Annotated in this window: 26 protein-coding genes; 15 read left to right on the forward strand and 11 right to left on the reverse strand. The window is 38.2% G+C overall.

Going from position 1 to position 26,600, the window contains the following annotated elements:
- Positions 1-6: 6 nt before the first annotated feature.
- A complete protein-coding gene (locus K345_RS22525) occupies positions 7-597 on the reverse strand; it encodes a Crp/Fnr family transcriptional regulator (RefSeq protein WP_156888436.1) in 591 nt (196 codons plus the stop codon).
- Between the two features lie 52 nt (positions 598-649).
- On the opposite strand from K345_RS22525, the gene K345_RS22530 reads away from it, so the two are divergent.
- The 3 genes from K345_RS22530 to K345_RS0115440 all read left to right on the forward strand — a co-directional run bounded on the left by K345_RS22530 (position 650) and on the right by K345_RS0115440 (position 4,116).
- The gene (locus K345_RS22530; protein WP_053228371.1) at positions 650-1,003 is read left to right on the forward strand and encodes a DUF6326 family protein; all 354 of its coding nucleotides are present in this window, start codon (positions 650-652) and stop codon (positions 1,001-1,003) included.
- 32 nt (positions 1,004-1,035) lie between these two features.
- A complete protein-coding gene (locus tag K345_RS0115435) occupies positions 1,036-3,015 on the forward strand; it encodes an ATP-binding response regulator (protein ID WP_083963804.1) in 1,980 nt (659 codons plus the stop codon).
- A 132-nt stretch (positions 3,016-3,147) separates the two neighbouring features.
- Entirely contained in the window at positions 3,148-4,116 is a 969-nt protein-coding gene (locus K345_RS0115440; protein WP_028974941.1) for a discoidin domain-containing protein, read from the forward strand.
- 44 nt (positions 4,117-4,160) lie between these two features.
- Here K345_RS0115440 and K345_RS0115445 read toward each other — a convergent pair whose 3' ends face one another.
- Positions 4,161-6,170, reverse strand: a complete 2,010-nt coding sequence (locus K345_RS0115445; protein WP_156888437.1) for a methyl-accepting chemotaxis protein — start codon at positions 6,168-6,170, stop codon at positions 4,161-4,163.
- A 190-nt stretch (positions 6,171-6,360) separates the two neighbouring features.
- Positions 6,361-6,933 carry a TetR/AcrR family transcriptional regulator gene (locus K345_RS0115450; RefSeq protein WP_028974943.1) on the reverse strand — a complete coding sequence of 191 codons (573 nt, stop codon included), beginning with the start codon at positions 6,931-6,933 and terminating at the stop codon, positions 6,361-6,363.
- Positions 6,934-7,028: 95 nt separating this feature from the next.
- Here K345_RS0115450 and K345_RS21370 point away from each other — a divergent pair, with 95 nt between their 5' ends.
- From K345_RS21370 to K345_RS21375, 4 genes are all read left to right on the forward strand, one after another.
- On the forward strand, positions 7,029-8,324 hold the full coding sequence (locus K345_RS21370) for an amidohydrolase family protein (protein ID WP_037572789.1): 1,296 nt from the start codon (positions 7,029-7,031) through the stop codon (positions 8,322-8,324).
- Positions 8,325-8,575: 251 nt separating this feature from the next.
- Positions 8,576-8,872: a GNAT family N-acetyltransferase gene (locus K345_RS0115460; protein ID WP_028974944.1), complete on the forward strand. Its 297-nt coding sequence runs from the start codon at positions 8,576-8,578 to the stop codon at positions 8,870-8,872.
- A gap of 184 nt (positions 8,873-9,056) precedes the next feature.
- Entirely contained in the window at positions 9,057-10,004 is a 948-nt protein-coding gene (locus tag K345_RS0115465; protein ID WP_053228372.1) for an NAD(P)-dependent alcohol dehydrogenase, read from the forward strand.
- 53 nt (positions 10,005-10,057) lie between these two features.
- Entirely contained in the window at positions 10,058-11,077 is a 1,020-nt protein-coding gene (locus tag K345_RS21375) for a potassium channel family protein (RefSeq protein ID WP_053228373.1), read from the forward strand.
- 1 nt (position 11,078) lies between these two features.
- On the opposite strand, the gene K345_RS21380 is transcribed toward K345_RS21375, so the two are convergent.
- Complete coding sequence (locus K345_RS21380) at positions 11,079-11,465, reverse strand: FMN-binding protein (protein ID WP_053228374.1); 387 nt, start codon at positions 11,463-11,465, stop codon at positions 11,079-11,081.
- Positions 11,466-11,613: 148 nt separating this feature from the next.
- Between K345_RS21380 and K345_RS21385 the strand changes: the two genes are divergently transcribed.
- From K345_RS21385 to K345_RS0115495, 4 genes are all read left to right on the forward strand, one after another.
- On the forward strand, positions 11,614-11,931 hold the full coding sequence (locus K345_RS21385) for an ArsR/SmtB family transcription factor (RefSeq protein ID WP_053228375.1): 318 nt from the start codon (positions 11,614-11,616) through the stop codon (positions 11,929-11,931).
- Positions 11,932-11,941: 10 nt separating this feature from the next.
- Positions 11,942-13,066 (forward strand): permease, encoded by a 1,125-nt coding sequence (locus K345_RS0115485; protein ID WP_028974946.1) that lies wholly within the window; start codon positions 11,942-11,944, stop codon positions 13,064-13,066.
- A gap of 70 nt (positions 13,067-13,136) precedes the next feature.
- The gene (locus K345_RS0115490) at positions 13,137-13,454 is read left to right on the forward strand and encodes a MazG nucleotide pyrophosphohydrolase domain-containing protein (RefSeq protein WP_028974947.1); all 318 of its coding nucleotides are present in this window, start codon (positions 13,137-13,139) and stop codon (positions 13,452-13,454) included.
- Positions 13,455-13,641: 187 nt separating this feature from the next.
- On the forward strand, positions 13,642-14,118 hold the full coding sequence (locus K345_RS0115495) for a hypothetical protein (protein WP_028974948.1): 477 nt from the start codon (positions 13,642-13,644) through the stop codon (positions 14,116-14,118).
- On the opposite strand, the gene K345_RS0115500 is transcribed toward K345_RS0115495, so the two are convergent.
- The 7 genes from K345_RS0115500 to K345_RS0115530 all read right to left on the reverse strand — a co-directional run bounded on the left by K345_RS0115500 (position 14,115) and on the right by K345_RS0115530 (position 20,870).
- Positions 14,115-14,690, reverse strand: coding sequence for a hypothetical protein (locus tag K345_RS0115500; RefSeq protein ID WP_053228376.1), 576 nt, complete (start codon positions 14,688-14,690; stop codon positions 14,115-14,117). The genes K345_RS0115495 and K345_RS0115500 overlap by 4 nt on opposite strands.
- Positions 14,691-15,062: 372 nt before the next feature.
- On the reverse strand, positions 15,063-15,668 hold the full coding sequence (locus K345_RS0115505; protein WP_028974950.1) for a TetR/AcrR family transcriptional regulator: 606 nt from the start codon (positions 15,666-15,668) through the stop codon (positions 15,063-15,065).
- A complete protein-coding gene (locus K345_RS0115510; protein WP_028974951.1) occupies positions 15,668-16,555 on the reverse strand; it encodes an SDR family NAD(P)-dependent oxidoreductase in 888 nt (295 codons plus the stop codon). Before K345_RS0115510 ends, K345_RS0115505 begins: the two co-directional genes overlap by 1 nt.
- Positions 16,552-17,130, reverse strand: a complete 579-nt coding sequence (locus K345_RS0115515; protein ID WP_028974952.1) for a hypothetical protein — start codon at positions 17,128-17,130, stop codon at positions 16,552-16,554. Before K345_RS0115515 ends, K345_RS0115510 begins: the two co-directional genes overlap by 4 nt.
- Before the next feature lie 177 nt (positions 17,131-17,307).
- Complete coding sequence (locus tag K345_RS0115520) at positions 17,308-17,952, reverse strand: hypothetical protein (RefSeq protein WP_028974953.1); 645 nt, start codon at positions 17,950-17,952, stop codon at positions 17,308-17,310.
- Positions 17,953-18,056: 104 nt separating this feature from the next.
- Complete coding sequence (locus tag K345_RS21390; RefSeq protein WP_053228377.1) at positions 18,057-19,967, reverse strand: FAD-dependent oxidoreductase; 1,911 nt, start codon at positions 19,965-19,967, stop codon at positions 18,057-18,059.
- A gap of 84 nt (positions 19,968-20,051) precedes the next feature.
- Positions 20,052-20,870 carry a MerR family transcriptional regulator gene (locus K345_RS0115530; protein WP_169714823.1) on the reverse strand — a complete coding sequence of 273 codons (819 nt, stop codon included), beginning with the start codon at positions 20,868-20,870 and terminating at the stop codon, positions 20,052-20,054.
- Between the two features lie 71 nt (positions 20,871-20,941).
- Between K345_RS0115530 and K345_RS0115535 the strand changes: the two genes are divergently transcribed.
- From K345_RS0115535 to cas2, 4 genes are all read left to right on the forward strand, one after another.
- Positions 20,942-21,778 (forward strand): hypothetical protein, encoded by an 837-nt coding sequence (locus K345_RS0115535; protein ID WP_028974955.1) that lies wholly within the window; start codon positions 20,942-20,944, stop codon positions 21,776-21,778.
- Positions 21,779-21,995: 217 nt separating this feature from the next.
- Positions 21,996-25,253, forward strand: a complete 3,258-nt coding sequence (gene cas9, locus K345_RS0115545) for a type II CRISPR RNA-guided endonuclease Cas9 (RefSeq protein WP_028974957.1) — start codon at positions 21,996-21,998, stop codon at positions 25,251-25,253.
- A 23-nt stretch (positions 25,254-25,276) separates the two neighbouring features.
- The gene (gene cas1, locus K345_RS21395) at positions 25,277-26,203 is read left to right on the forward strand and encodes a type II CRISPR-associated endonuclease Cas1 (RefSeq protein WP_083963806.1); all 927 of its coding nucleotides are present in this window, start codon (positions 25,277-25,279) and stop codon (positions 26,201-26,203) included.
- Positions 26,164-26,511, forward strand: coding sequence for a CRISPR-associated endonuclease Cas2 (gene cas2, locus K345_RS0115555; RefSeq protein ID WP_083963807.1), 348 nt, complete (start codon positions 26,164-26,166; stop codon positions 26,509-26,511). Before cas1 ends, cas2 begins: the two co-directional genes overlap by 40 nt.
- The last annotated feature ends 89 nt before the right edge of the window (positions 26,512-26,600 follow it).

A 26,600-nucleotide genomic window follows, 5' to 3' on the forward strand; every position in this document is an offset into this window, starting at 1 on the left:
AGCTTCTCATTTAATCATACTTCGAATTCGACTTAAAGATACCTGATTAATTCCAATATAGGAGGCGATTTGATATTGGGGAATTAAATTATAGAGGTCTGGATACTCTTCAAGAAAAAGTTCATAACGACTTTGTGCATCCTGGGTTAATATGGATAATATTCTGTTTTCCATCTGAACGTTTCGCACCTGAAATATATATAGTTCAAACATATTCCAACAGTTAAAGTTTTTCTTCAGATCCTCTAAATCTTCCTGTGTAAAATAGAGTATTTCACTGTTTGTAATAGCTTGAGTCGAAAACCATATTTTATTTTCGTAGGGTTGAAAATAGGGTGAATATACCCCTTCAAAATCACCACTGGTTCTAAAAAAAAGGTTTTTTTCTTTACCTTCAGCATCAGGCAAATACACCCGCAGGACTCCTGAATAAAGGATTCCCAACGGCCCTTGTGTATCACCAGCTTCAATAAAATGCTCATTCTTATTGAGCTTGAGTACACGAAGTTTTGACAGAAAATATTCTCTATCTTCTTTGGGCACCTGACCTATCTTGTTAATGAGGTCACAGATGAATTCTCTATACTTTTTATTCATATATATGTTTTAGAATATTAGTAAGGTTTTAGTAAAGTAAAGGAAGTAAAATATGGAAAAAAAAGCATTATTATCAAGTTTATGGATATTCGTTCTCATCAATATGATCTATGCAGATATCTTATCTCTTATGGATCCTGTATCTCATATTCGGCTCATTATGGCAGGGAAGGATATTCCTCCCGGAGGTTTGATTGTGGGAGCCTTTCTGATGGAATCCGCTATTCTCATGACCTTTCTTCCTAGAATACTCAAACCTACTCTCAACAAGATAATCACCACCTTAGTTGTATTATTAAATACACTTGCTGTCATCAAGGGGGGCTCCGGTGACTACTATATCTTTTTTGCTACAGTAGAAGTAATTACCATGATTGCGATAGTTATTTTAACATATGTTAATTGAAAAGAGGAATTGATTGAGTTAATCATTAAGATATGTCAAAAATGAATATTATAGAATGGAAAAAAGATACTTGGGCAGAAGGGAAGGCAGAACAGTGGATGAGCCTTCTACGAAAAACATCCACAATGATAGGATTTCTACTTTTTCTTGTAACAGTAACCATGACTTACCTTTCGAAAACAAAGGTTATTTTACCTAATTGTTGTTTGCTTTTAACCTTTGTCTCTGGTTGCTTTATCCTGGGATTATATAACGCCTTTCACCCTTTGGGGGATAATCTGCGTTATCCTTTTGTCACCTTATTAGCTCCTGTCGTTACCTTTGGCGGGCTTATTTTGGGCAGCCTTCATTATACCTATCCTATCGGTGTCGCGTTTGTTATCCTTTGGTTATATATGGGAATAGGTATCACTTTTGTTTATACCATTCCCGCTAATGGTATTGTTCTGATCATCTATCTTTTAGGAGATATATACTATCTGCACTACACTATGGAATATCGCTTCTTCTATGTTGTCTTTCTTATGGCTATATCCGGTATTGGTCTGATATCTTCCTATATTTTTCAGAGACTACATCGTGATATTGTAAGAATGGCAGATAAATTAGATAGTAAATTGAATAATAAAACCAGACTTTATCAGTCTCTTGTCCATGAAATACGTACACCTCTTACGATTCTACGCCATTACTTTCATCAAAATGAAGTCAAATTAAGTGAGTCCAATCAAGCTGATGTTATTAAATATAATTTGAACAAGCTCGAGAGAAAGATGACAAATTTACTTAAACTGGAAAAAGAATCTCTACTGGAAGAGACCATAAGCGATAAGCATATAGATGACGAACCTTGTTGTTCCATAAGTCAATTGATCTTATACAATCAAAAACTATTTGAGTCCTATTTTAATCATGAAAACATTACATTACAACTTTTCATACAAAAGGACTTATGTGTTAGAGCCAACCAAAGTGATTGTGAACATATCATACTAAATCTTTTAGAAAATGCTCTTGAATATTCACATCCTAACAGCCAAGTCTATTTACTTGCCACATTGAATAAGGACATGGTTGAAATTGTTATTCAGGATGAAGGGGTTGGTATAGAACCTGAAATTTTGGATTCTTTATTCGAGTTGTATAAGAGGCCGCTTCAAGCTCATCAACACTCCAGTTCTGGGATGGGTTTAGCTATTGTTAATCAGATTGTCAAACGTATTGGTGGTTACATCCACGTTGAATCAACAAAGGATATTGGCTCTAAGTTTACTATTTGTTTACCCCTTAGTGATGGGGAAGATGTCGTACCAATAGGAACATTGAAGCTTCCCCTTAATTTTAAATCTCATTTACCATTACAAAGTCAGTTAAGCAGTTTAGATAAAAACCATAATAGTTCTTATTGTATTGCTTTAATTGAAGACGATTATGAATTGAGAAATTGTTTATTTGAATGTCTCAACACAGACTATAGAGTGATTAGTTATCATAATGGTGCTCATGCGTTAAACGAATTGCTTAGGGGAATCGAAGCTGATCTAATCATATTCGACATTGATGCAGAATCTGAGAATGGTTATGATTTCTTTAAACATTATAGAAGTCAATGTTCTCCTCATACTCCTTTTCTCTTTATCTCCAGTAATGACTCTGATTCCCTACGAATGGAAGCATTAAGTCATGGCGCATTAGATTATATGGTCAAACCTTTCACACCAAAGGAATTAACACTCAAAATCCAAAGTTGGTTGGACTTATTAAAGGAACTAAAGGGGGATATATCAGAATCTTTGGAAGACCTTGCTGAATTCCAAGCCCTTACTTCTCGGGAACGGCAATTGGTTCTGATGTTATCAAAAGGATTATCTCGTAAAGAAATCTCCCATCGTTTATACATCAGTGTAAATACTGTGAAAACTCATTTATCCTCTATCTATTCAAAATGCGGGGTATCAGGTAAGGATGAACTACTATCAAAAATGTATAAAGATTCATTAGCTGAGGTTTAATCCAGGGACGTACTGGCTATAGGGGCATAGTTTTTTCAGAACTATTAGAGTAAAATCACCCCTTTGGGGTGATCACAAATGAATCTTTCTTAATTAGGCTTTTAGACATTAATAACATTAAAAGGAGTAAATATGTTAAAAAGGTTGTTATATGGATTCATTAGTATATCCATACTCTCTTTGTTTTTTGGCTGTGATAACACAAACCTTGTCGGAGCTGAATTATCTGAAATGGATAGTAGTAGGGCAAGAGGTGCTACAATTTATGAACACACCATTAATGGTTATACAGAAGAGGGTAAAGCGATTTATATTCCTCATGATGCACCAATCATGCAAAAAGCAAGATCAAGTGACAACAATCACTACTTTGTATCAGTTATCAAATCTGACAAGAATTGGAAGTCTTATGGGAAGGAGATCTCAGAATGGTTAGGATCGTCTGATATTACACGACTTAAAGCTGGTAAGTATAGTGTCCGAACCTTTTGTGCAAAACATAATTTTACCCTCGCAGCAAATACCTATTATCGTGTGAAGTTTGCTACCTCAACTAATGAAGATGGCACATGGAAAGAGAATACACGTCTTATCTATTTAAGTAAAAGTCTATTACCAGCAGCCACTTCCAACACCAGTAAGGGGATGACAATTACTGCCAGTAGTACCTTTGACTCTAGCACTTATTCTGCCTGGAAAGCTTTCGATGGAAATGGAGGAAATGGTTGGTCACGATGGATCTCTGGTTATAATCAGTATTTACTTGATTGGGACTGGTCTCATCCTCTTGAATACGAATGGATTAATATTAAGCTCAACAATCCTGTTGAAGCTAAATACATCTATATCCTTCCTGAATTTTCAGAGAATATACAAGATAGAATGCCAAAGTTATCTGAAATTGAAGTTAAATTAAATGGAGAGTATATAGCTTCTTCTGATATAGGCACAGATAAAAAATTCTGGGAACAACATAGATATGGAGCTTATTTCCCTCTTCTTTTTGGAGATACACACATATTTGATGAGGTTAGATACAAGATCCGTAGTAGTAATGGTTCAAATGTTGTATCAATTAGAAGCATCAAGTTTATGAAATAGGCTTGTTTAAACTGGACCTTCCTCATAGGGAAAGTCCAGTTACGCTATTCTGTTACGAATCCATTTACATTATCTGCTAAGATTGCAACACTGTCATTAGAGTCATGAGTTAAATCTTGAACCATTTGAATGGCTTCGTTGATTTCCTTGGCTCCCAATGACATTTCATTAATACTTAGCTTAATCTCATCAGTAACTTTATTTAACTGATTCATCTCTTTTTGGACTTCATCAGTACCTGTGAGAATATTCATTGATGATCTGCTAACCAAATTACTGTTGTCATTCAATCGAGAAAGAGACTCCAGTACCTGCTTGCTACCGGCAATTTGCTCCTCCATAGACAATTTGATTAAATTTTCCTGATGGGATACTTCCTCAGTAAGTTCAGCTACCGTTTCAAACTTCTCTGTTGTATCCCCCAGGGACTTATCAATTTGTAGAATACTCTCTTGCAGTTCCATAAGGGATCGGGAAATATTTGTTCCTTGAACATTAGACTCCTCAGCAAGCTTACGGATTTCATCAGATACAACCGCAAACCCTTTACCATAACTACCTGCATGAGCTGCTTCAATAGCCGCATTCATAGCCAGTAAGTTGGTTTGACTTGCTATATTTTGGATAATATGGGTGGCTTCTTCGAGAGCTTCGGAATCATTAAGGATCTTCCTGGATAAAGTGCTTGATGATTGCAAAGAATCTGCACCTATCTTTGCTGCATCCTTCAGTCTGTGTATGATATGGTTATTTTTATCCAGATTTTCATTAACATGGCTGATACTTGCTATCATTTGTTCTATAGAAGATGAAGATTCTGATATATCGTTAAGCTGTTCCTTTATTTGATTATCTAGTTCTCCAACACCGCTATTAATGGACATAATGGTAGCTAACATCTCTTCAACACCAGCAGCTTGATTCAGAATACGATTTCTGATGCTATCAATATTACTGCTAACTTGATTAATAGCTGTAGCTGTTTCATCCATACTACTGGTTAAATCCTGATCTACATTGGATAGTTTTGAACATTCCTTCTTGATAGAACTGACCATTATAAGAAGATTTTCAATCGTTTTGTTGACTAATACGGCGACTTGATCTATTTCATCCTTTCCATTGATCACTAATCTTCTTGTTAGGTCCCCAGCTCCTTCAGACACTTCTTTTAGGCCTATAAGAGTTTTTTTCAAACGGGATGTGAGGTTGTTAATGACAAAAATAAGGGCAAAGATCATGATTAATAACAATACTACAGACATGATTATCGTATTCAAACGAAGTGAATTTAAATCACGGAAAACATCTTCATAGTGAGCTGTGAGTACTAGTATCCAATTTGTGGTTGTTACCCGGTCATAAGCACTTAGGTTGTGATCCCCTTCAGATTTATATTCAAGAAAACCGGATTGCTTTCTATCATTAATGATGTCCTGTCCGTATTCAAAGTCCCCAATATTCTCTGTGAGTACCTTTTTTTCATCAGGGTGAGCAGCTATTGTTCCGTTAGCTGTTGTAAGATAGGCAATATTATTATCAGAAACTGCCAGTCCATTGATTATAGCGTTACTAATATGTTCCATTGCTACACTGGCATAACACACACCTATGACTTTGTCCGTTGAATTGTCATGGATAGGTATTAACATAATAAGAATGTTGTTATTATTGATGGGGCTAAAAAGGGGATCTGTAATGAATTCCGTACCTCTTAGTACAATGGGAAAATAAGGTTGATCCTTCACCTCGAGAGCTCGACCCACTAATTTGGGATTACTACTGCTTACACATGTTCCTTGAGGATTCAGGATTCCCACAGAAGTAAAATCAGAATAGTGATGTACAACCTCTCCGAGTATTGCATTAGCTTGATCTGTTATCCTTTGCTCACCACCTCCATAATAAGTGATAGAATCTTTTGCCTCAGGAAGAATACTTATGGTGTAGAGCAGGCCCATTTTTTCTGTGAGCCAGTCATCCACTCTTTGACTTGTTACTTTTGATAATTGAAGAAGTTCCTCTTTTTTTGTTTTGTACACTATTGACGACATCTGTTTAAAGATAAAACCGGATGAACTCAATAGTCCCACTGATACAATTAGGATAGTGGGCAACAATACTTTGAATCTTAAGTTCACAATTCTTGTCCCTTTATTTTTTTATTGCGAGGCCTCTGGCTCCGCTTAGGTATAGTTTATTACATACTTCCGTGTATTTCCTGTCAACAAGAAAAAGAATCCACTAATTATTGGTTTTGATACTGTCCCAGCACATTTGTTGAACCATACCGATCATGTTGGCATCCATTGAGAGGTGTCCATTAATGACATAAAGTAAAGATTTGTGGAGTATCCCAAGAAGAGTTCCCCCCAACAAAAGAGGATTTGTATTCTTGATATAACCCTCCTCAATTAGTTCTCTAAGACTCAGTCCCTCTATAATGTCTTCATAATCCAATCTCGATTCTTCTTTGACAATACTTGATAGATGATACCGTTCAACGAAGAGAAAATCCTTGGGATGCTCTATTCCTTTTTTTAGATAAGAAGCTACAATGTCCTTAAGAGCTTTTTCAACATTAAGAGGTGATCTTAAGGTATGAGGCTTTCTTGGCACAAATTGATCACGGCAATACTGATAGGTTTGATTCAGAAGTTCTTCCTTTGAGGGAAAACTATAATATATGGTACCTACGGCTATACCTGTGACTTTTGATAATTGCCCCATGGATATATTTTCTAAACCTTCTTTAAGTATATAGTCCCTTGTTGCTCTGAGGATTAGATCTCTTTTGTCAGCCTTTTTGGATTTCATATTTTCATTTAACTGGTAAACACCCTTCTTGACAAGTTGTAAAGGTCTTTTTAGTATGAATTAGAACGATCGTTCAGTTTTTAAGGGGGATAATAATGAAGTATAGAGCTTATACAAAAGCTTTTCTAATAACGGGACATAATAATCCTCCTATCATAGAAAGTAGTACGATTCTCGTTAATGACAAAGGACGGATTGACGAGGTAGGAGCTGCTAATAGCATTACCATACCCCCAAACTATGAAATCATAGATCTCTCTGGTCATTACCTTATGCCTGGATTAATCAATGGGCATGTTCATTTTGTGACAAAAGGGACAATGGGAAAGACTCCTTCAGGATTTGTCAAAGAAATCCTCAAAAACGTACTTAGTACACCATTAGGCAAGATGCTACTCAAGAAGCAGTACAAAGATTGTTTGCATACGGCTCTCAATGCGGGGATCACAAGCGTAAGAGATTTGGGTTCATTATTTGAATTGGATACTTATTACAGAACACGGATTAGTAAGGGAAAGCAGAAGGGGCCCAGAATACTAGCCTCTGGAGCTCCTGTCATTCCCACTGGTGGCCATGGATCAGAATATCCGGGAGCCGGTATAGCAGACGGTCCCTGGGAAGGGCGGAAGAGAGTTAGGGAACGAATTGCTCAAGGTGTTGATTGGATCAAAATTTGCAATACCGGTGGTGTTACAGATGCTAAATACATTGGAGAAGCAGGAATGCCTCAAATGACTGTTGAAGAGATTGAGGCCATATGCTCAGAAGCACACATGAGAGGTATCATGGTGGCCAGTCATTGTGAGAGTACCAAAGGAATAGCAGATGCCTTGGCCGGTGGAGTCGATACTATTGAGCATGGAGCTGATTTTGGGCCAGAACTAGCTGCTCAGTTTCTCAATAATCCTAAAGCTTTACGGGGCTATACCAGTCTGATTCCTACTATAGCTGCTAGTGATGCCGTGTGTAGGCAATTGGAAGCTCAAGATCAGCAGAATGAGATAGATAAGATCGTTCTGGCTAATGCAAAGCTTATCAATGCAGGCTCTCAATTAGCCCTAAAGAAAGCCCTCGAATATGGTGTCAAAGTTGGAATAGGAGATGATGCTTCTGTACCAGGAGTAACTCATTATAATCTCTATAAAGAATTAATTAATTTTACAAAGGGGGGGCTGTCCCCACTGGAGGCCATTCAGACCGCCACCTACCATACTGCTCAAATATTGAATATTGATAAGATCACAGGATCTATAGAACCAGGTAAAGAGGCCGACTTTATTGTCCTGCAAAACAATCCTCTGGACAATCTGGAATCTCTCTATAAACCAAAGCATGTAGTAGCCAGAGGTTATTATATGAAAACCCCCCGATTTAAGAATCTGGGGTTATAACCCAAGTAAATTGATATTATTACTATTGTGGTAGGATGTCATAGCTGTTCTGAAATTATCAGAGGAAGTAGTCGCAGAAGAACTTCTTAAGGGGAAAAGGTAGTAAGCTAATGGATGAAAACTCGTAGGCAAACAATTGAGAAAAGTGAAAATAAAGATGATTACAGAAGCAAACAAAGAATATTTAGTTACTGTCTATATAATCGGATATGATGTTTAGGGAGATTCCCTTCCCAGGGAAGAGTATTTGTATGTTTGTCGAAAAAGTCCTCTGGTATATAGGTCATGACAAGGAGGGTTTCGTATCCTCACTGATTGTGTATCAAGAAGTCTTGGACCTACAGCCTCATAGTTATGGGATTGGTTCTGTCGCTACCAGTCCTGCTTATCGTAATAAAGTTTATGGATCGCAATTGGTTAAAGAAATAACAGAAATGTTATTTAAGGAAGGAGAGGGGGCAGTCGTTTTCCTCCATAGTAATATTGATTTTTCCTTTTATGAAAAGTATAGGTTATACCAGAGTTTCAAACAGATGTTGTATGGTTAAGAGTAGGAATAATCGTATTTATACGGGGATAGTTCCTACTTATTTCTGATAAACAGTTAGTCTTTACTCTTGGATATTCCTATTTCGCTTACAATGATATATTAAACCATCCTAAAAATTCAACTTTATAGATAGAGCATCAGTGCTGGAATATTTAAGGCTGTGACTTTATTATTAAGGTAATATGGAAGTAATGAAGTCTTATGTATGTCATAAATATGGAAAACCAGAGGTCCTAAAACTCACCCAGTCAATCAAACCAAGGCCTACCAAAGGGCAATTGCTTATCAAGGTATATGCCACATCAGTCACTAATAGTGATATCTTTATTAGAAGTTCAAAGGTCGGCCCCGGTTTACTAATTCCCTTCCGTTTGATGATAGGGTTAACGAGACCCCGTCGCAAGATCATTGGCCAAGTATTTGCAGGTCAAGTGGAAGCAGTTGTAGACGGGGACTCTGCCTACAAAGTGGGGGATAAGGTTTATGGGCTTACCGGTTATTCTCTTGGAGCGTATGCTGATTATCTATGTCTGGCTGAGCAAAATTCCAAACAGGGTGTTGTGGCTCCCATGCCTGATAATATTAGCTATGAACAGGCCACTGCCGCTGCCTATGGTGGTCTACTGGCTCTTCAATTTTTGGATAAAAGAAAAATATCCGAAGGTGATAAGGTCCTTTTGTATGGATCAGCCAGTACCTCAGGTCTTGTGGCTCTTCAGTATTTAAAACATCTGGGAGCGGAAGTCACCAGTGTTTGCAGTGAAAGCAAATTTCCTGTGGTACAATCCTATGGAGCGGATAAGCTTATTGATTATCGTACAGATAGCTCAGTGGAACAGTTAGAAAGCTATCATATTGTGTTCGATTGTGTCGGCAAGGCAAAAACGTCAGTCCTTAAGAAAGAGTTACATAAGCACCACCTCGATAAAAATGCTTTTTTGTCCATTGACGATGAAGCCCTTCTCCTCAGTACTAATCGACTTCTTAAGATAAAAAAACTAGTAGAAGAGGGCGTCCTTACATTTACTAATGATAAAGTCTATCCTTTTGATAAAATGATAGAAGCACATCATTATGTGGAAGGAGGACATAAAACAGGTAATGTTGCTGTAACAGTGAATGAAGAGTAAGGGAATTGTATTAGTAATTCTATCTAAGATTTGTTACAATAAATACCATATATATGACTCCCCTTAAGAAATTTATTATCGCACTAATATTTATTATTGTCCTCCTCTCTCTTGGTACAGGGGGATATGTATTCATTGAAGGATGGTCCATTGTAGACAGTCTCTATATGTCGGTCATTACCATATCTACAATTGGTTATGGTGAAGTTCATCCTTTGTCTGCTCAAGGCAAGTTATTCACTCTTACCTTTGTTGTTATTAGTCTTATCTCCATTGGATATATTCTGGGAACGGTGGTGTCATTTTTATTTGAAGGACAATTTCAGAAAACCTGGAAGGAGAGGAAAATGAAGAAAATCCTGGCCATGATTAAGGATCATTTTATTATCTGTGGTTATGGAGATGTTGGTTTGGAAACAGCGGAAGAACTGGATCGTAAAGGTATTCCCTTTGTCATCATTGATAACTCCATGACAGAATCTGAACTGGATCGTCATCCTGATTATTCAGTTATTGTTGAAGATGCCACAGAAGAAATGGTATTGGATAAAGCCAGAATCAAAAAGGCGAAAGGGATCATGTCCTGCTTACCTAACGATCAACTCAACGTTTATACAGTTCTAACGGCCAGGCAAATGAATCCTGATCTTTATATTGTTGCCAAAGCTTCTGATCATCGATCACAAGGTAAATTACTAGCTGCCGGTGCTGATAAGGTCATACTTCCTAAGCAGATAGCTGGTAGAAGGATGGCTACAGTGGCCACACATCCTGGTATTATTGATTTTCTGGATGTCCTGTCTACAGGCGGGGATGGTGACATTCGTATTGAATCTGTAAAAGTAGTAGAGGGCTCTGAGCTGGTGCATAACTCTCTTCGCACTAGTCAAATTGGTAAAGATACGGGGGTCCTGATCATTGGTATTCTTGATCGTCATGGCAAAACTCGTAAATATACGGATACGCGACAGGCCTTGTCCTCCATTATTCTGGAGGAAGGAGACCAATTAATCGCTTTAGGTAACGAAAGTCAACTGGAACTCCTGCATAAAAACATGAAAAAAAAGAAATAATCTAGGAATTATAATAACCATTACTCAAGGCCCTTTCTATAGCTTTGAGAAGAGCTTTGCTCGTTGTTGTAGCTCCACTGACCGCATCTACCGCATTATTCTGTGTAGATATAATGTCCCGTATAACAATTTCTGCCTTTCTGGCATACATGGTATTACGATTGTTCGTGATATCAATATAAACAATCCGCTTATCCCGAACGGTAACTTCTACCTCATAAGTAAAGGATCCATAGGTATATTGACCCAGATAATTACCATCTACCAATTGTGCTATATTGATTGGTTCAATGGGAAGGTTCCGGGTAGTCCTAACCTCTTTAGAATGACAGGATATCAAAAACCAGAATAAGACTATGGGGAAGTAGAGATGTTTTAGCTTTGTCATATATTTACTTACTCCTTATTCCTATAACAGTATAAATAAGCTTTTTGCTTACTATATTTCTTTTAATCGTAAAAATACGATAAAACTATTGACTAGCTTAAAACTTTCTTTTAGTTTTATCGTATAATTACGATTAAAGGAGCTTTGTATGTCCTGCAGTGGTTCAAAAGAGTGCTCAGAATATCTATTAAGTCCTGAAGATGAAAAACAACTTCAAGACATGGCCCAAGCCTTGGGGAATCCCATTCGTTTTGAAATCATTAAATACCTTAGTACTCGTCCTGAATGTATAACAGGGGACATTGTAGATGTTTTGCCAATAGCCCAATCAACAACCAGTCAGCATCTAAAGGTTCTTAAAAGTTCTGGTTGGATTCAGGGAACTTTGAGTGGTACTAAGACCAGGTACTGTCTAAACAGTACTAATGTAGAGTGGTTCAAAAAAAAGATAGAAGAAATATTTTAAGGAGTAACATGTGGAAATTATAACCAGTGTTTTAATGTTTGTATTAAATAGTTTTAGAAAAACCTGGCCTTTTCTTCTTATATCCATTCCCTTAGCTACGGCTATTAATATGACTAATGTATCCGGGAAGATAAAAGGTCTTATGGGGAAGAGGCCTCTTATTTCTATTATAATGGCTACTTTGTTGGGAGCATTAAGTCCTCTGTGTTCCTGTTCGGTTATTCCTGTCATCTTTTCTTTATTGACAGCAGGTGTTCCTATCGGACCGGTTATGTCCTTCTGGATAGCCTCTCCCTCTATGGATCCGGAAATCTTCTTTCTCTCTGTGACAACCTTAGGTTGGAACCTCGCAATCTGGCGTTTAGCTGCTACCTTTGTTCTTAGTTTGGGAGCAGGTTTCCTGGCCCATTATGCTTTTACTAAGGGCTGGTTTAAAGAGGGAATACTCCGAAGCAAACCTGTCTTTGAACAGTCCAGCATTTCCTCTCTATTAAAGAAGCTGCGACCTTCTAAGGCAGAACCTCTATTAAAGGAAGCTACTATTGTTAATGTTAGTCCCTTAAAATCCAGTTCTCCATTAATGGCTCAAAGTGAAGGGGGGAGCTCTTGTGGTTGTAACAGCCTTAAAATCGAGACTCCAGCTGAAAGTTCTTGTGGCTGTAATTCTACTAAAACAGACAAGGCTAAGGATTCTTCTTCCTGCGGTTGTGGTTCACAAAAGAAAGATAGCTTAACCATAAGAATCATCAAGGAATCTCTTAAGTCTTTTATCTTTGTGGGTAAGTTCCTTGTCATTGCTTATGTCATTGAAGCCTTAATCGTTCTTTATATTCCGGGAGCTTGGATTCAGACAGCTCTTGGAACAAATGGCTCCTTATCTGTTGTGATATCCACCCTATTCGGGTTGCCTTTCTATACAAATAACTTAGCCGCCTTAGGTTTGTTAGGGGGATTATTGGAAAAAGGAATGGTTCCCGCTGGTGCCTTAGCCTTCCTTATTAGTGGACCTACTACTACTTTACCAGCTATGTCTGCGGTATACGGGATATGTAAGTCACGAGTCTTTGCTATGTACCTAAGTATCTCCTTTGTGGGGGCCTTAGTGGCTGGCTTTATTTACCTCCTTGTCGGCTGATTCCAAGCTTTGATGCCCTTGGCATCATCCTCCTGTTATCTATAAAATAGGGACTCTAAAAGGAGTCCCTATGCCATTATTACCACAAAATCCTTTACTTAAAGATTATCAGTTATACGTCAGCCAATTAGAAGAAGAACGGGGTTTTGCCCATCAAAACACACGTGATAAATGTCTCCTCATGGGAGAAGAAGTGGGGGAATTGTTTAAAGCTGTCCGCAAGAGTGAAGGCTTGGCTATTGATCCTGAATCTTCTGTAGGTGAGGTAAAGGATGAATTAACCGATATCTTTATTTATTTGTGTGCTATTGCTAATCGCTATGATATTGATTTGCAAAAAGCTTTTCTGGAGAAGGAAGAGAAGAATAAGAAGCGGACTTGGGTGTAGTAAGTTTCTTTTGTGAGAATCGTTTTGAGGTTTATCAAAAACCCAATGGAAAAGCCAAGAAGAGAAAATGTAATGTCTATATAACATCCAAGTTAATAGCTGAAAATAAAAACTGAACAAATACCACTTCCTTGTGTCTTGATAGTAGAAAAGTAGTTCGGCCGGAGTTACTATTAAGGAGTGTGAAATGCCTAATGACAATGGATCTCTTATTATTTTAGATACCAAAAGTGTAAGAACTAATGCTAGTAAGACCCTAACTTTTCTGAATAATACTATACCAAAACTTCTTAGCCATACCGTTAATATTGTATTTCTTGGGGAAGAACATGACAATGAAATTGATAAAAATGTTGCAACAGGTGTTCTGACTAATCCTCCCAGTATTATCCCTGGTGCGACTAGAGCTATACTAGAAAGAGGTTTAGCATATCCTATCAATGGTGGAATGACTGTTCGTCAAGAAGCTATGGATCAAGGTCTAAATAGACAAGCTAGAAGTAAGAAACTAGCTGATATGATTATAGACGCCATCACTAATCATGGAATTACCCTTATCTACATAGCCTGTGGTAGTAATCATGGCCAGGAAATATATGATTCTTTGCAGAAGAGATTAACAGTAAATTGGGGTTATATTATTAAGCCTGCAAGTACCGATTAAATTTTCTTCCCTTTCCTAACAGCCAATACCGAGATAATGGCGTTAACAAGAAAGAGATAGAATATAAAGGCTACATTCTCAAAGCTATAAGTCTGGATAGCCAAAACACTTATACCAAATCCTATGGTGCTAATCGCATAGGCTATCCAGCTTTCCGATTCAGGATGTTTATACGCTTTGATAATGGTGGGTAATCCTGCCAAAAAGTCTGCAACCAAGGAAAACATAATCGCCATATTAGGATCTTTAGTAACTCCCCATAATAGAATACCTATAAATGCGGCTCCCATGAGGAGGTAATCTTTTATATTTGTCTTCCAATAGGATTTCTTATTAATAAAAGAGGACATCACTATTAATAAGGGCGTAAAGCCGGCAGTAAAGGAAGCCCAAGACAAACCAGATACCCCCTGGGCTCTTTGGGCTAAGAATATAATGAGGGGGAATATACCCCATAATAGCCAAGTCACTCTGTTCGGTTGAGTCTTCCCTTGAACCGTTTCTATTAAATAATATATCCCACCGAGTGATCCAACGAAGGCCCCGATGATGGCAAAGTATTCTGGAATCATGGTGAGGACTATATCAGAGAGGGGCTTTGTGATTCAACTTAAAATGATTCCCTAAAATATTTTATTGGCACCTCTTCGAATCAAGAACCTATACTGAAATAATCGTATAGCAACTATTTGCTTAAGAAAGGCAAATACTAGTCAAAGAAACTTGTCATCGAGGTAGTCATGACATTAAGCAAAATCATCATTAGAATTAATGATTACTGAATGCAAAGCCACCAAAAGTGCCTAAGAATGGAAAGAAAATAGTCTGGAGCAGACAAAACATTATAGTGTCAATGGAAACCAACTAAATCTAGATGGAAGATTATTTACGAGACAATAAATAATACCTGTGTGATAGATCTATAAGGTAGGTTATGTCATTAGTCATTTAGCCAGTCCATGTTTCATGAACTCAACAAAATCTTTTAAGTATTTTAATGCATTATCAAGATTGTATTCTTCATCCTTAAAAACTATCTCATCAAAAGAATAGAATAGAAAGGACATTGTCTTGATGAGAAAGTCTTTGGAGAACTCCTCTTTAAACAAGCCTTGCTGGAAAGCGTTTTCTATCATATCATTCAATCCCGATTCATCTGAAGTTTTTAAATCCTCTAATACTTTTTTATATAAGGGAGAACCTTTTTCTTTAGAAAATCTTTTACCTAATTGGTGATAAGCAGGATGTCTTTTGGCGAATTCAATACCCTTTTCCGCTTGAATCAGGAAGATATCAAATAAATCGGGATCCCTATCTGCTACTGTTGTACCAGAAGATGACTTAACAAAGTCCCATTTTTTATTATTCCCTTCCTTTATTAAGTGGAGATAGAGTTCATATTTATTCGCAAATCGGTAATAGAAAGAACCTTTGGGTATCCCTGCCTTTTCAATTATTCTGTTCAAAGAGGCTTCATCGTAGCTTTGAAGGGAGAACTCTTCTAAAGCTTTCTGCATCAGTACTTGATCATCAATTTGTTTTCTAGCCATTAAAAATCCTTCCATTCTGGTATATAACTTTTCGTTAACCCCATGACATCCTGAATGTTTTCTTCCTTTTCTATATATTTATTGCCTTTGACATAATTATTTTTCTCATCAAAATATTTACCATTGGGCTTGTTATCCCATTGATGAGAGGCCCAATAGACATAATTGTTTGCAATACTTGTTGGTGAAGCCGCCGCTTTTGCCTTTTGTTTGTAGACCCATTTCATAAAAGAAGATAAATCAGGATAACGGTCAATATCAACCTTAACAGCGGGAACTCTAAAACAGTTTACACTTATATTGGTTGTACTTAATTGCTTAGATAACCAATAGGTATACATTATTTGAGCTATTTTGGATTGGTAGTATGCATTGACTACATTAAAAGCTCTATTCTCAAATTCCGGATCTTTGAGGTCAACCTTGAGAAATGGTTTCGCCAGTAAACCTTTTGATGCTATGTTGAGAATCCTTCCCTCTTTTGATTGCATTAAGCTCTCCAAAAGTAAGGTGGTTAGCAAGACCGGGCCTAGATGGTTTGTTGCCCATATTGTTTCTAATCCTTCTGAAGTTAGATTTCTTTGCTTTTGGGTTATATCAAATAGGGCGGCATTATTGATAAGAACATCAAGATGATCATAGGCCGTCTTAAATTTATTTACCATTGTTCTTATGGCGTTCAATTCTGCCATATCGGCTATGAAAAGATCTAATGATGCTTCTGGATAGCTGTTTTTTATATCTTTAATGGCTGTTTGGGCTCTCTTTTCGTTCCGACACACCATCACTACATGAAAACCTTCCCTCGCTAGCTGTAGAGTGGCTTCCTTTCCTATACCTGAATTGGCCCCTGTTATAAGGGCAATTTTGTTATTATCTGTGATCATTTTTCCTCTCCTTTTCTTTTTTGCAGGAACACATAGCCTGCATATAAAAAGCCAATACAAACGGCCAATCCTATGATGGCAGGTATAATGATAGATAGACCTGATTCTCCGCCTTCTAAAAGACTCCAGATGATCTTAATAAAGGCCATAAAAATTAATACACATATTCCGCCAAATATGTCCCGCTTCCAAATGACATAAGCTAATCCAGTGAGAGTTACAGGTATGACCAATGTGAAGAGAAAACGGGTTAAGTCCCAGTTGCCCTGAAGGTACTCCATTTCCATTTGTAAGAATGAACTAACCATGGGGGATACATTCTGAGGTACGGGAAACCAAAACATACTGGTAAATAGTAAAAAGATTGTGGCTCCTATTCCTGTAAGACTTTTTTTATAAGCAAAGAAACAGTAGGGAATCAGAAACAAAGGACGAATATACCAACTGAGTTGGTTCTGATGACGAGCAAACACCCAATGGAAAAAGGAAGAATTATTGAGAGCTATAATAATAAATAGGGCTGTAAAAATCATAAACAGGGAACCTAATATCAAGTCTATATGTTTATTTTTCATAGAAAATCTCCTTATTAGACCATGTGGTCTAAACACTCTAAAACAAAACTAATCAATATTATTTGGTCTGTCAATACAAAGTTATTCTGCTTAATAGGGATGATTAATTAGAGGTTTGAAACCTTAATCCTCCCATAGAGACTAGGGGAGGATAGTAAATGAAGAGAAAGGAATTAATTAATAATTTGCCAATTCAGGGGGAAGCTTACCATAATAGTTTTCCACAAAGCTTTTGAGATCTTCCTTCTTTAATAATTGGAAAACACTATTGGATTTGACTTCATAGTCTCCTGTAAAGACATTAGCCTGCTCAGGATAGTTTGTGGATATATAATTTTTTATATGTTCCTGATTATCTACAATAATGATGATGTACTTATTATTTTGTTCAGGATTGAATAGTAGAAATATATGTCCCAGATTAGTTATTTCTCCTGGAGTCACATAAAAGTTAATCCTTATGGGATAATCGGAATTTGTCGTGCTTATTGAATTAATCTCAAAGCTACCTTCGGGATAGGCAAAATTAATATAACCTTCTTCATTTGAGATCCTTTTTATATTGGGCTCATGCTCCATATTTTTAGCTTCTCCAAAAATAAAAGGCCTGCCATCACTGAAATTGCTGACAAAAAATTCACCCTTATGACCGAATCTATGATCTTCACTAATAGTGGTTATCTGGCCTACAACATTTCCATAGAGCTGGGGATCAGCTGTTGCCACAAGATCGTTTTGGAGTGGTGCCGGACGAGAGACACAGCCGCCCAATATCATGAAGACCAGCAAAACAATAAAACCTGTTGATACTCTTTTTATCATCTAAAATCTCCTATATTTCGAATATTGACTAAATCAATAGAAATGTAAAGTAATTTTGTCACCTTAAAAAAAGAGATCAACAGGTCATTAACAGGAGTACAATATTATTCTAAATCAAGGACTTCCTTAGCACAGTATTCGCCTCCAAGTCGCCCTGATGTAAACGAATAAGCTATACCTACACCGTTACCAACATAAGTATCATTGAATAAGACTCCTTCTGATTCTAAACCTACAGCGTATAAGCCTTTAATAGGAATTCTCTTGTCGTTTAGAACCTTGAATTCTGTGTTGACAAGTAATCCACCCACAGATCCTAAGTTATTGATTTGGGCTACGATAGCATAGTAGGGGCCTTCATTACCCATTGGTTCAAGGTATCTAGAATCCTTACCGAATTCCCTATCAACACCATCGCTGATGGCCTTTTGATATTTGGAATAACTATTTAGGAATGTTTCTTTATCTATTCCCGCATTAAAAGCTAATTCTTCTATTGTATTTCCTTTGTATCCATCTCCATTAGCCACCATTTTGTCAAATACAGTTTGAACATCTGTCCATGGAGTATCTAATTTATACTTATCCCGAAAATCGCTATAGAATTCCGGTGGCATACCAGGGAGTTTTGGAGCATGAATCCCTCTCATCCCTTTTGACTCTAATGCTTTGAGCTGGGATTGGGATACGATAACCATGTGATAAGGGCCGTTAAAGGCGCTGGTATTGGCGGCGGCTACTGCCACTAAGGTGGCTCCTTCATCCCGGAATCTGGCCCCATCAGGTCCAACGTTCATAAAGTTGGGGAGATAAGTAAGCATAACAGGGTAGCTGGCTTTAAAGGATTCAAATTCTTTTTTGAGAGCCTTAGTGGCTGGTGCCAATGTCTGATGAAGCATCTGTCCCCCAAAGTTATCAGGAACTTTGGCTCCCACAGCCCAGGCCATTTTAAGTCCTTCTCCGACATTCTGACCAAGACCACCATTTATGCCTTCAAAACCAAAAGCTTCTTTTACCATCTCTTTGTTAGCTGCATAACCACCAGTCGCAATAATAACGGCTGAAGCTTTTAACTCAATCCGATTACCTTCTTCGTCTGTTGCTACGGCACCGATCACTTTGCCTTCCGAATCTGTAATAAGTTCTTTAGCTGTGGTGTTGGTAAGGATCAATCCTCCCTTAGCCTCAACAGTATCATGCAGGATTCCTCTGAGCAGTCCTTCTCTTTGATCATAAGGGGGAAGGGGGTGAAGCTGTTCACCGGCAAAATTAACAAATCCTAATTTATACCCTTTGCTATTAAGCCAGGTATAAGTGTCCTTTGATTTTGTTACATACTGTCGGATGGCTGCTGCATTCACACGCCAGTGATTGTTTTGAATCCAGTCCTTAATGGTCGCTTCTTCGTCTACTTTAAGACCTTTTTGAAGAGCGACTGAGGAATTATAGAATTTACCAGCCCAGGAAAGGTTACTGGCACCACCAATGGTGGAGGTTTTCTCTACAAGAATGACCTTAGCTCCTAGATCAGCAGCAGATATAGCCGCAGAACTTCCGGAAGCTCCTGCACCAATAACAATGATATCCGCACTGTAATTGATGTTTTTTGTTTCTCCCTTATCCACGCCAACAACCATATCATCAGGATTAGCACCTGCTTGTTTGATTGCCGAACTCACTGCTTCCAGCATAGCCTGACTAGACATGGTAGCCCCGGATACGGTATCAACATCCACCGATTGGGCTTTTAGAATACGTTTTTTCATTGTTTCCAATGCTTTTTGGCCAATGACTTTTGTCTCACTTTGTGAAACCACATTGATATCAGTTATCTTGTCATTGGAAAAAGTGACATCAAAATCAACTTTACCTTCTCGTCCCTCACCCTGTGCCTGATAGGTACCAGGTTCGAATTGGACGGCATTTTTCTTTCCACAACTGTTCAATAAAAGGCTAATGGATAAAAGAGCCAATACTAAAATAGCCGTTTTCTTGAAAAGTCCTAAAAACTTCATATTAATCCTCCAGAAGTAAACTTAGACCTGCAGATTACACCTTGGTGTAAGCCTAAGGTCAAGTATTGATAAAAAAAAATCGAATTATCTTAAATCAACGGGAACACTGATCTTGATATGAGTATGATATTGTCCTGAAGGTCTTCTATCTGACATTAGCATCTTTCCAATCAAATCCCCCTTTAGAGATAGGTCCTGGTTCTTAAGGTATTCCTTAAGTGGGACCAATAAATGAGAATTGAGGGGCACCTCATTATTGGTTTCAATGAGCATGTTCACACAGGAGAAGGGAGGAATATATTCCATATCATTCGTTAGCTGCAAACCAAAATATTCAAAGTCTGATTCTGTTAAGGCTAATCCCCAATTGTGGTTCATTGAAGGCTCTGGCCTGTTAAGTTCTTCACTAGGGATTTTGAGACTGTAAAAGGAGAAGGGAAGTAATTCCATCCACTGACTCACAGTCTTTTGAATGTGATCCTGATGGATGAGTGTATTCTGTGAGGTTTGGACAATACGATAGATTCCTGGACTTTGGGATCTTGTAAATAAGGTAGACCCCTCTTTTAAGTCATGAATGTCCCTGGACACTTCTTCCAATCGACGTAATAAGCGTTTGTTACGGTCGATTACTTTTTGTACATGATCTGATTGGTTCTCAATGGAAGCCTGTATGTCATCAAGTGAAGCATTTGTCGTTAATTGGCTGGCTTGCTTAAGGGTAAAATCAAAACTTCTGAACCACCGGCTCATAAGTACATTACGACAATCTAAATCATTGAAATAACGATAATTATTATGTATATCCTTTTGAGGTGTAATAATCCCCTGACGTTCATAGTACCTTATAGTGTCAGTGGTCACGCCCAATAGTTGAGCAAATTCTCCAATGGTGTATCTCATAGTAGTAACAATATACACTATGTAAAAATTATTGGCCAAGCAATTCAAGCCCATGCTAGACTTATGGCCATATGACATTAAATACAAAATTTATTGAAAAAGAAGCCTTAAAACTGTATGACCAGTATCTAAAAAATCCCCGAATACCAGATGACTTATGTAGTGATATCTATCTCGAGTTTGTCAGAAGAATGAAAAAGTATAAAGAGTCCCAGACGATCCCTCCAAGGTCTCTCAATGATATAGGGCCTATCATAGGGAATTTGATTAAGCTAGCTACTCTTCATATTTTCCATAGATATACTAAGGAAAAGCGAGAAGAAGCTCAGCTCATGGATGTGGTTAAAAAGAATATTAGCCAGTTCTGGGCTAAGGGAAAGAGTCAGGAAGAGGTCCAGTTCTTTGAACGAATCGCTTTTTTTCTCAAGAAATGGTCGTCGAAAAGGAAAACTTATCCCCAGTACTTACATATTTTTATCCTCTATCATTCCTATCATCTGTCCCCTGCCTTTATTGAATCCCTATGTCCTTACACGGGGATAGATCCCCTCCTGTTAGAATCCCAGGTGGGGATAATAAAAGAAGCCATACACCTAAGGATTAATCAGGAGGTGGATAGAAGGTTTAATTCCTTAGGCATCCATTATTATCATCTGGTCAAGGAGCAGTATCGAGTGGGAGGACTGAAGCTTAATGTGGAATCAGGCAGCTCCCGGGAGATCGCCCAGAGGAAGCAAAAACGTAAGCAGGCCCTGAATGTGATTCACCAACTAAAGCCTGTTCCCCAGTTCCAGGAGATCGCCGCTATTGTCGGGATTCCTTCCCACGCCGTGTCCTATGGGTACAGGGTTATTAATAAGGCTATCTTAGAGGCTTTTAAAGATGATACGTATTGGGGGGAGGGGTAAAGAATGTACCGGACAGCATTTGGTCCAGGGATTAGAATAAAAAAAAGGAGGCTAGCCGTAGCGTCCTCCATTTTGTGGTCCTTAAAGACCTTGTTAACGGAAACCCATAAAGGGCAACCCCTAAGGGCAGTATCCCGTTTTCAAATGTGTTATGAACATGATAAGGCTGGAAAGTTCTTATGTCAATATTATTTAAAATACAAAGGGGTGTAAAAATATGGGCAAGGCAAGATTAGGAATCGATCTAGGAACCAATTCCTTAGGATGGGCTCTATTCGATATGGAAGAAGACCATCCTTTTCAATTAAAAGATGCTGGTGTACGAATCTTTCCAGATGGACGGGAAAGTGCTGCTCCTAACAAAGTAGGAGAGTCTAAAGCCGTACAGAGAAGAGTGGCTCGTTCTATGAGAAGGAGACGGGATAGAAAACTTTCACAGAAATCAAAGCTGGTTCAAGTATTGATTGATAATGAGTTATTACCACAAAATCAATTTGACCGTAAGAATCTAGCTCGTAAGGATCCTCTTCGATTAAGAGCAGAAGCCTTGGATCGAAAGTTAGCTAGGTGGGAGTTAGGTCGTGTTCTGTTTTCCTTAGTTCTAAGAAGAGGATTTAAAAGCAATCGACTAGAACAACAGAAAGATCCTGATAGTGTGAACTACAAAATGATGGATGCCTTAAGCAAGGCCATTGAGGATTCAGGGAAGAGGACTTTGGGAGAGTTCCTCTATGATAGGCATAAAAGACGTCAGCCTATTCGTTTTCGTCCTGAATCAGGTTTCTATCCCCAGCGGGACATGTATGAAAAGGAATTTGATCTCATTCGTGAAGTACAAGAACCCTATTACGCAAATGTTAACTGGGATTATATTAATCGAATCATCTTCTTCCAACGTCCTTTGAAGCCTCAACCACGTGGTGTTTGTGAATACATGAGTGATAAGCTACGGGCTTATAAAGCTCTTCCCTCAAGTCAGCAATTCCGCATCTGGCAAGATATAGAGAATCTTCGTTTCCTTAATTCTGATGGCTCTTCTATTCCCTTGGCTAATGATCAAAAAAATTCCTTATACCATATCCTTAGTAATCAGAAATCTGTCACTTTTAAAAAGCTTCATACTTTGTTTTTTCCCAATATAGAAGGAAAGTTTAATTTTGATATAGCTAAAAAAACGGGAATGAAGGGCAATGAATTAGAAGTCTTCCTTAGAAAATCTACTAACTTCGGTCCTTTATGGGATAGCTTATCTCTTGTAGAAAAAGATGCATATGTAGAAAGAATCCTTAGCCTTTATACGGATGAAGAGGAAGTAAAGTTAACAGAAGATCTCCTCAAAATCGGTGTCCCAGAAGCTAATATTGATGAGATCCTGGGGCATCACTATCCAGAGGGAACCACTTCCTTATGTAAAGAGATCCAGCAGGAATTATGCTCTGTAATAGCAGAACAACATATTCCTTATGACAAAGCGGTTGTTGTCCTTGGTTATCACCATTCTGTCAGAGATATAAAAGGGGGCCTAGATACTCTTCCTTATTATGGAGAAGTCTTAACAACTTCCTGTATCGGTGGTAGTAAAAAGGAAGAAGATAAAGGTAATCCAGAGAAGTATTATGGCAAAATCGGTAATCCCACTGTTCATGTAGCCTTAAATCAGCTTCGTGCTGTGGTTAATGACCTAATACGCAAACAAGGAAAGCCAACTCAGATTGTAGTAGAGCTATCACGTGACTTAAAAAACTCTCGACAAAAGGTGGAAGAATATAGACGTCTTCAAGCTAATAATGAGAAGGAAAACGAAGCCATTACTAAGGAGATTGTTGAGAATCCTAACTATGGAATTAGGCAAGCTTCTAGATCAGATATTAGAAAGTACAAGCTCTATAAGGAACAAATGATAGCTGGTGACGGCTTAGGCTCTAAATGTCCTTACTGTGGTAAGGTGATCGGAGCTTCTGAGATCTTCACTCCCAATATCGAAATCGAACATATCTTACCCTATTCCCGAACCCTTGATGACTCCATGATGAATAAAGTTGTGGCTCATAGAACCTGTAATCAGATCAAAAGAAACAGTACTCCCTATGAAGCTTTCTCCCATGATCCAGAGGGGTATAGCTATAGCGATATCTTGAGAATCACAGGTCATTACCCAAAGGCAAAGGCTAGAAGATTCAGACAAGATGCTATGGAGCGTTACTTAGAAGAAGGGGGAGAGGGATTCTATGCGAGTCAATTAACGGATAACGCCTATATAGCACGAGTAGCCATCCAATATCTACGATCTATATGTCCTGACGTTTGGTCCTCTACAGGGAAAGCCACTGCCTTATTAAGGGCAAAATGGGGATTAAATACCATATTAAGCAAGTCCAAACTCAAATCAAGAGCCGACCATCGGCATCATGCTGTTGATGCCGCTGTCATTGCTCATGTGGATAGAAGTCTTATTAAGAAGATGGCTGATCTCAATAGGAATAACTTATTAGGATCTATTACAGTGCCCTCTAATCCAGAGTTAAGACAACAATTGGAAGCCCGCATTGATAGGATGATTCCCTCTATAAAACCTGATCATGGTGTTGAGGGTAAACTCTTCCAGGAGACAGCCTATGGTAAAGTCACATTGAATCTCCCTCTAGCTGTATCCCTCTTAAAAGAAGATCATATCAGGCTTATTTCTGGTCATAAGTTACGTTCAGAATATGAATCCCGTATAAAAGAGATGAGTTTCAAGAAGTTCAAAGCCCAACTGATACAAGAAGGGGTGACAGACGTATACCTAAGAAAGGAAGTATGGGTAACAACAGTTCCCGTAGATGAGGATCACATTAAATATAAGGATCTGGCAGAAATGACCTGGGATGGCAAACTTCAAGGTATATGTGATCCTCACATGCGTAAAAAACTAGCCTCCTATTGTTCAAAAGACGGGGACTTAAGCAAGAATGATCTTAAGAAATTTGTTCAGGATTCAGGCATTAAGCGTGTACGCTATATACCAAAATCTCAAGAGATAACACCAATCGCTTCCATGCCTCAAAAGGGATATCAGGTGAATGACTATGTGTATGTTGATATTTGGGAAGTCCCTTCGAAGAAGAAAGGGGGGGCTGTTAGTTATAAAGGAGTCTTTGTCTCTCGCTATGATGCTAATCAAAAAGGATATCACTACACTAAACCTCATCCCGCAGCTAAGAGACTAATGCGGCTCTATAAGAATGATGTGATCAAAGTCAGTCATGAACAGGATGTCTGGTATTATCGAATTGCGGGGTATTCTACTACAACAAATTGCCTCGATATTAGAAGTGTATGGGCGAGTGAGGATAATAAAAATTGGATAGAGTGTACTAGTTCAAAAAGGATAAAAGCTGAATATCCTGATGCTTCTGGACAAGTTTTTAAGACTTTAACTTTTATATTTAAACAGGGAAAAGTAGAAAAAGTAAAAATAACTCCAGTTATGTAAAGACTTTGTCGATCTTCTATACCATGATACCTCAGGTACTAGAAGTTGCAGCCCGGGGATCATTTTTGCATAAATCCCTAGGCTTTTTAGAAATCAAAAGGCAAGGTACGATTGTGGGGCAGGTAGATCTGGATCAGTTCCAGACATTATTAATTACCTCACCCTCAGTCACTCTTAGCTCCCCCCTCCTGTCTGATCTGGCTAATCGGCATATTGTCGTTATCCTTTGTGATAGTCACTATGTGCCTAATGCTATCCTCCAACCTTTAGCTTCTCATAATCAAGAAGGGGATCGTTTACAGGATCAGATTAACATGACAGAACCTATGCGTAAGAATTACTGGAAGCAAATTGTGGCAGCCAAGTTAAGGCATCAGGCTATTGTTCTCGATTCTTATCAGAAGAAGAATGTTGCCCGTTTGCATAAATTATCATCAGATGTTCATTCTGGTGATCCAGATAACAAAGAGGCTCAAGGAGCACGACTATATTGGCAGTCTCTCTATGGAGAAGCATTCCGTCGTCAACAAAAGGGTAGTGGTAAGAACGTCCTTCTTAATTATGGTTATACTGTCCTACGTTCTGCTGTTATCAGAGGTCTCTATAGTGCTGGTTTGAATCCCGCCATCGGTTTACTTCATTCTCCTAATCGCAATCCTTTCTGTCTGGCTGATGACTTAATGGAACCCTATCGACCTATGATTGACGCTCTTGTCTATCAATTAGAAGGTAACTTAACACCAGAGATAAAAGCGATTCTATCCAAATCCTTAACAATAGATACTTTGTATAAAGAAGAAAAAGTTCCCTTAGGAAAGGTATTTCAAAATATAGCCTGGGATATGGTCACTTCCTTAAAATCCAAATCAAAAAGCTTAAACTTGGCAGATATGCCTGTGGAGGTGTCTGAATGGACACGGGAGATTATTACCTCAGTGGGTACAAGATGATGTGGATGATGGTGTTATTTGATTTACCAGTAATGACGGACTTTGAACGAAGTGAAGCTAATAGATTTAGAGTGTTCTTGAAGAAACAGGGATTTACAATGGCTCAGTATTCGGTGTATTATAAGTCATTATCTGGAAAGGAAATGATTCCAAAGTATGAGAAGAGGGTTAAAGAAGCTCTTCCCCAGCATGGACAGGTGGACATTCTATATGTCACGGATAAGCAATTCGAGAATATTGTGTCTTATTATTGCCGTAAAAAAGGAAAAAAGAGAGATGATAATAACCGCCAATTGCTACTTTATTAATAACAATCCATCACAACTCTATACAAGAGAAGGGCTTAGCGCCCCCCTATTGTAACACATTTGAAAAAGGGATACATCCGCAACTTGGC

Origin of the sequence: Spirochaeta cellobiosiphila DSM 17781 (assembly GCF_000426705.1) — a bacterium.
Classification (GTDB): domain Bacteria; phylum Spirochaetota; class Spirochaetia; order DSM-17781; family DSM-17781; genus Spirochaeta_E; species Spirochaeta_E cellobiosiphila.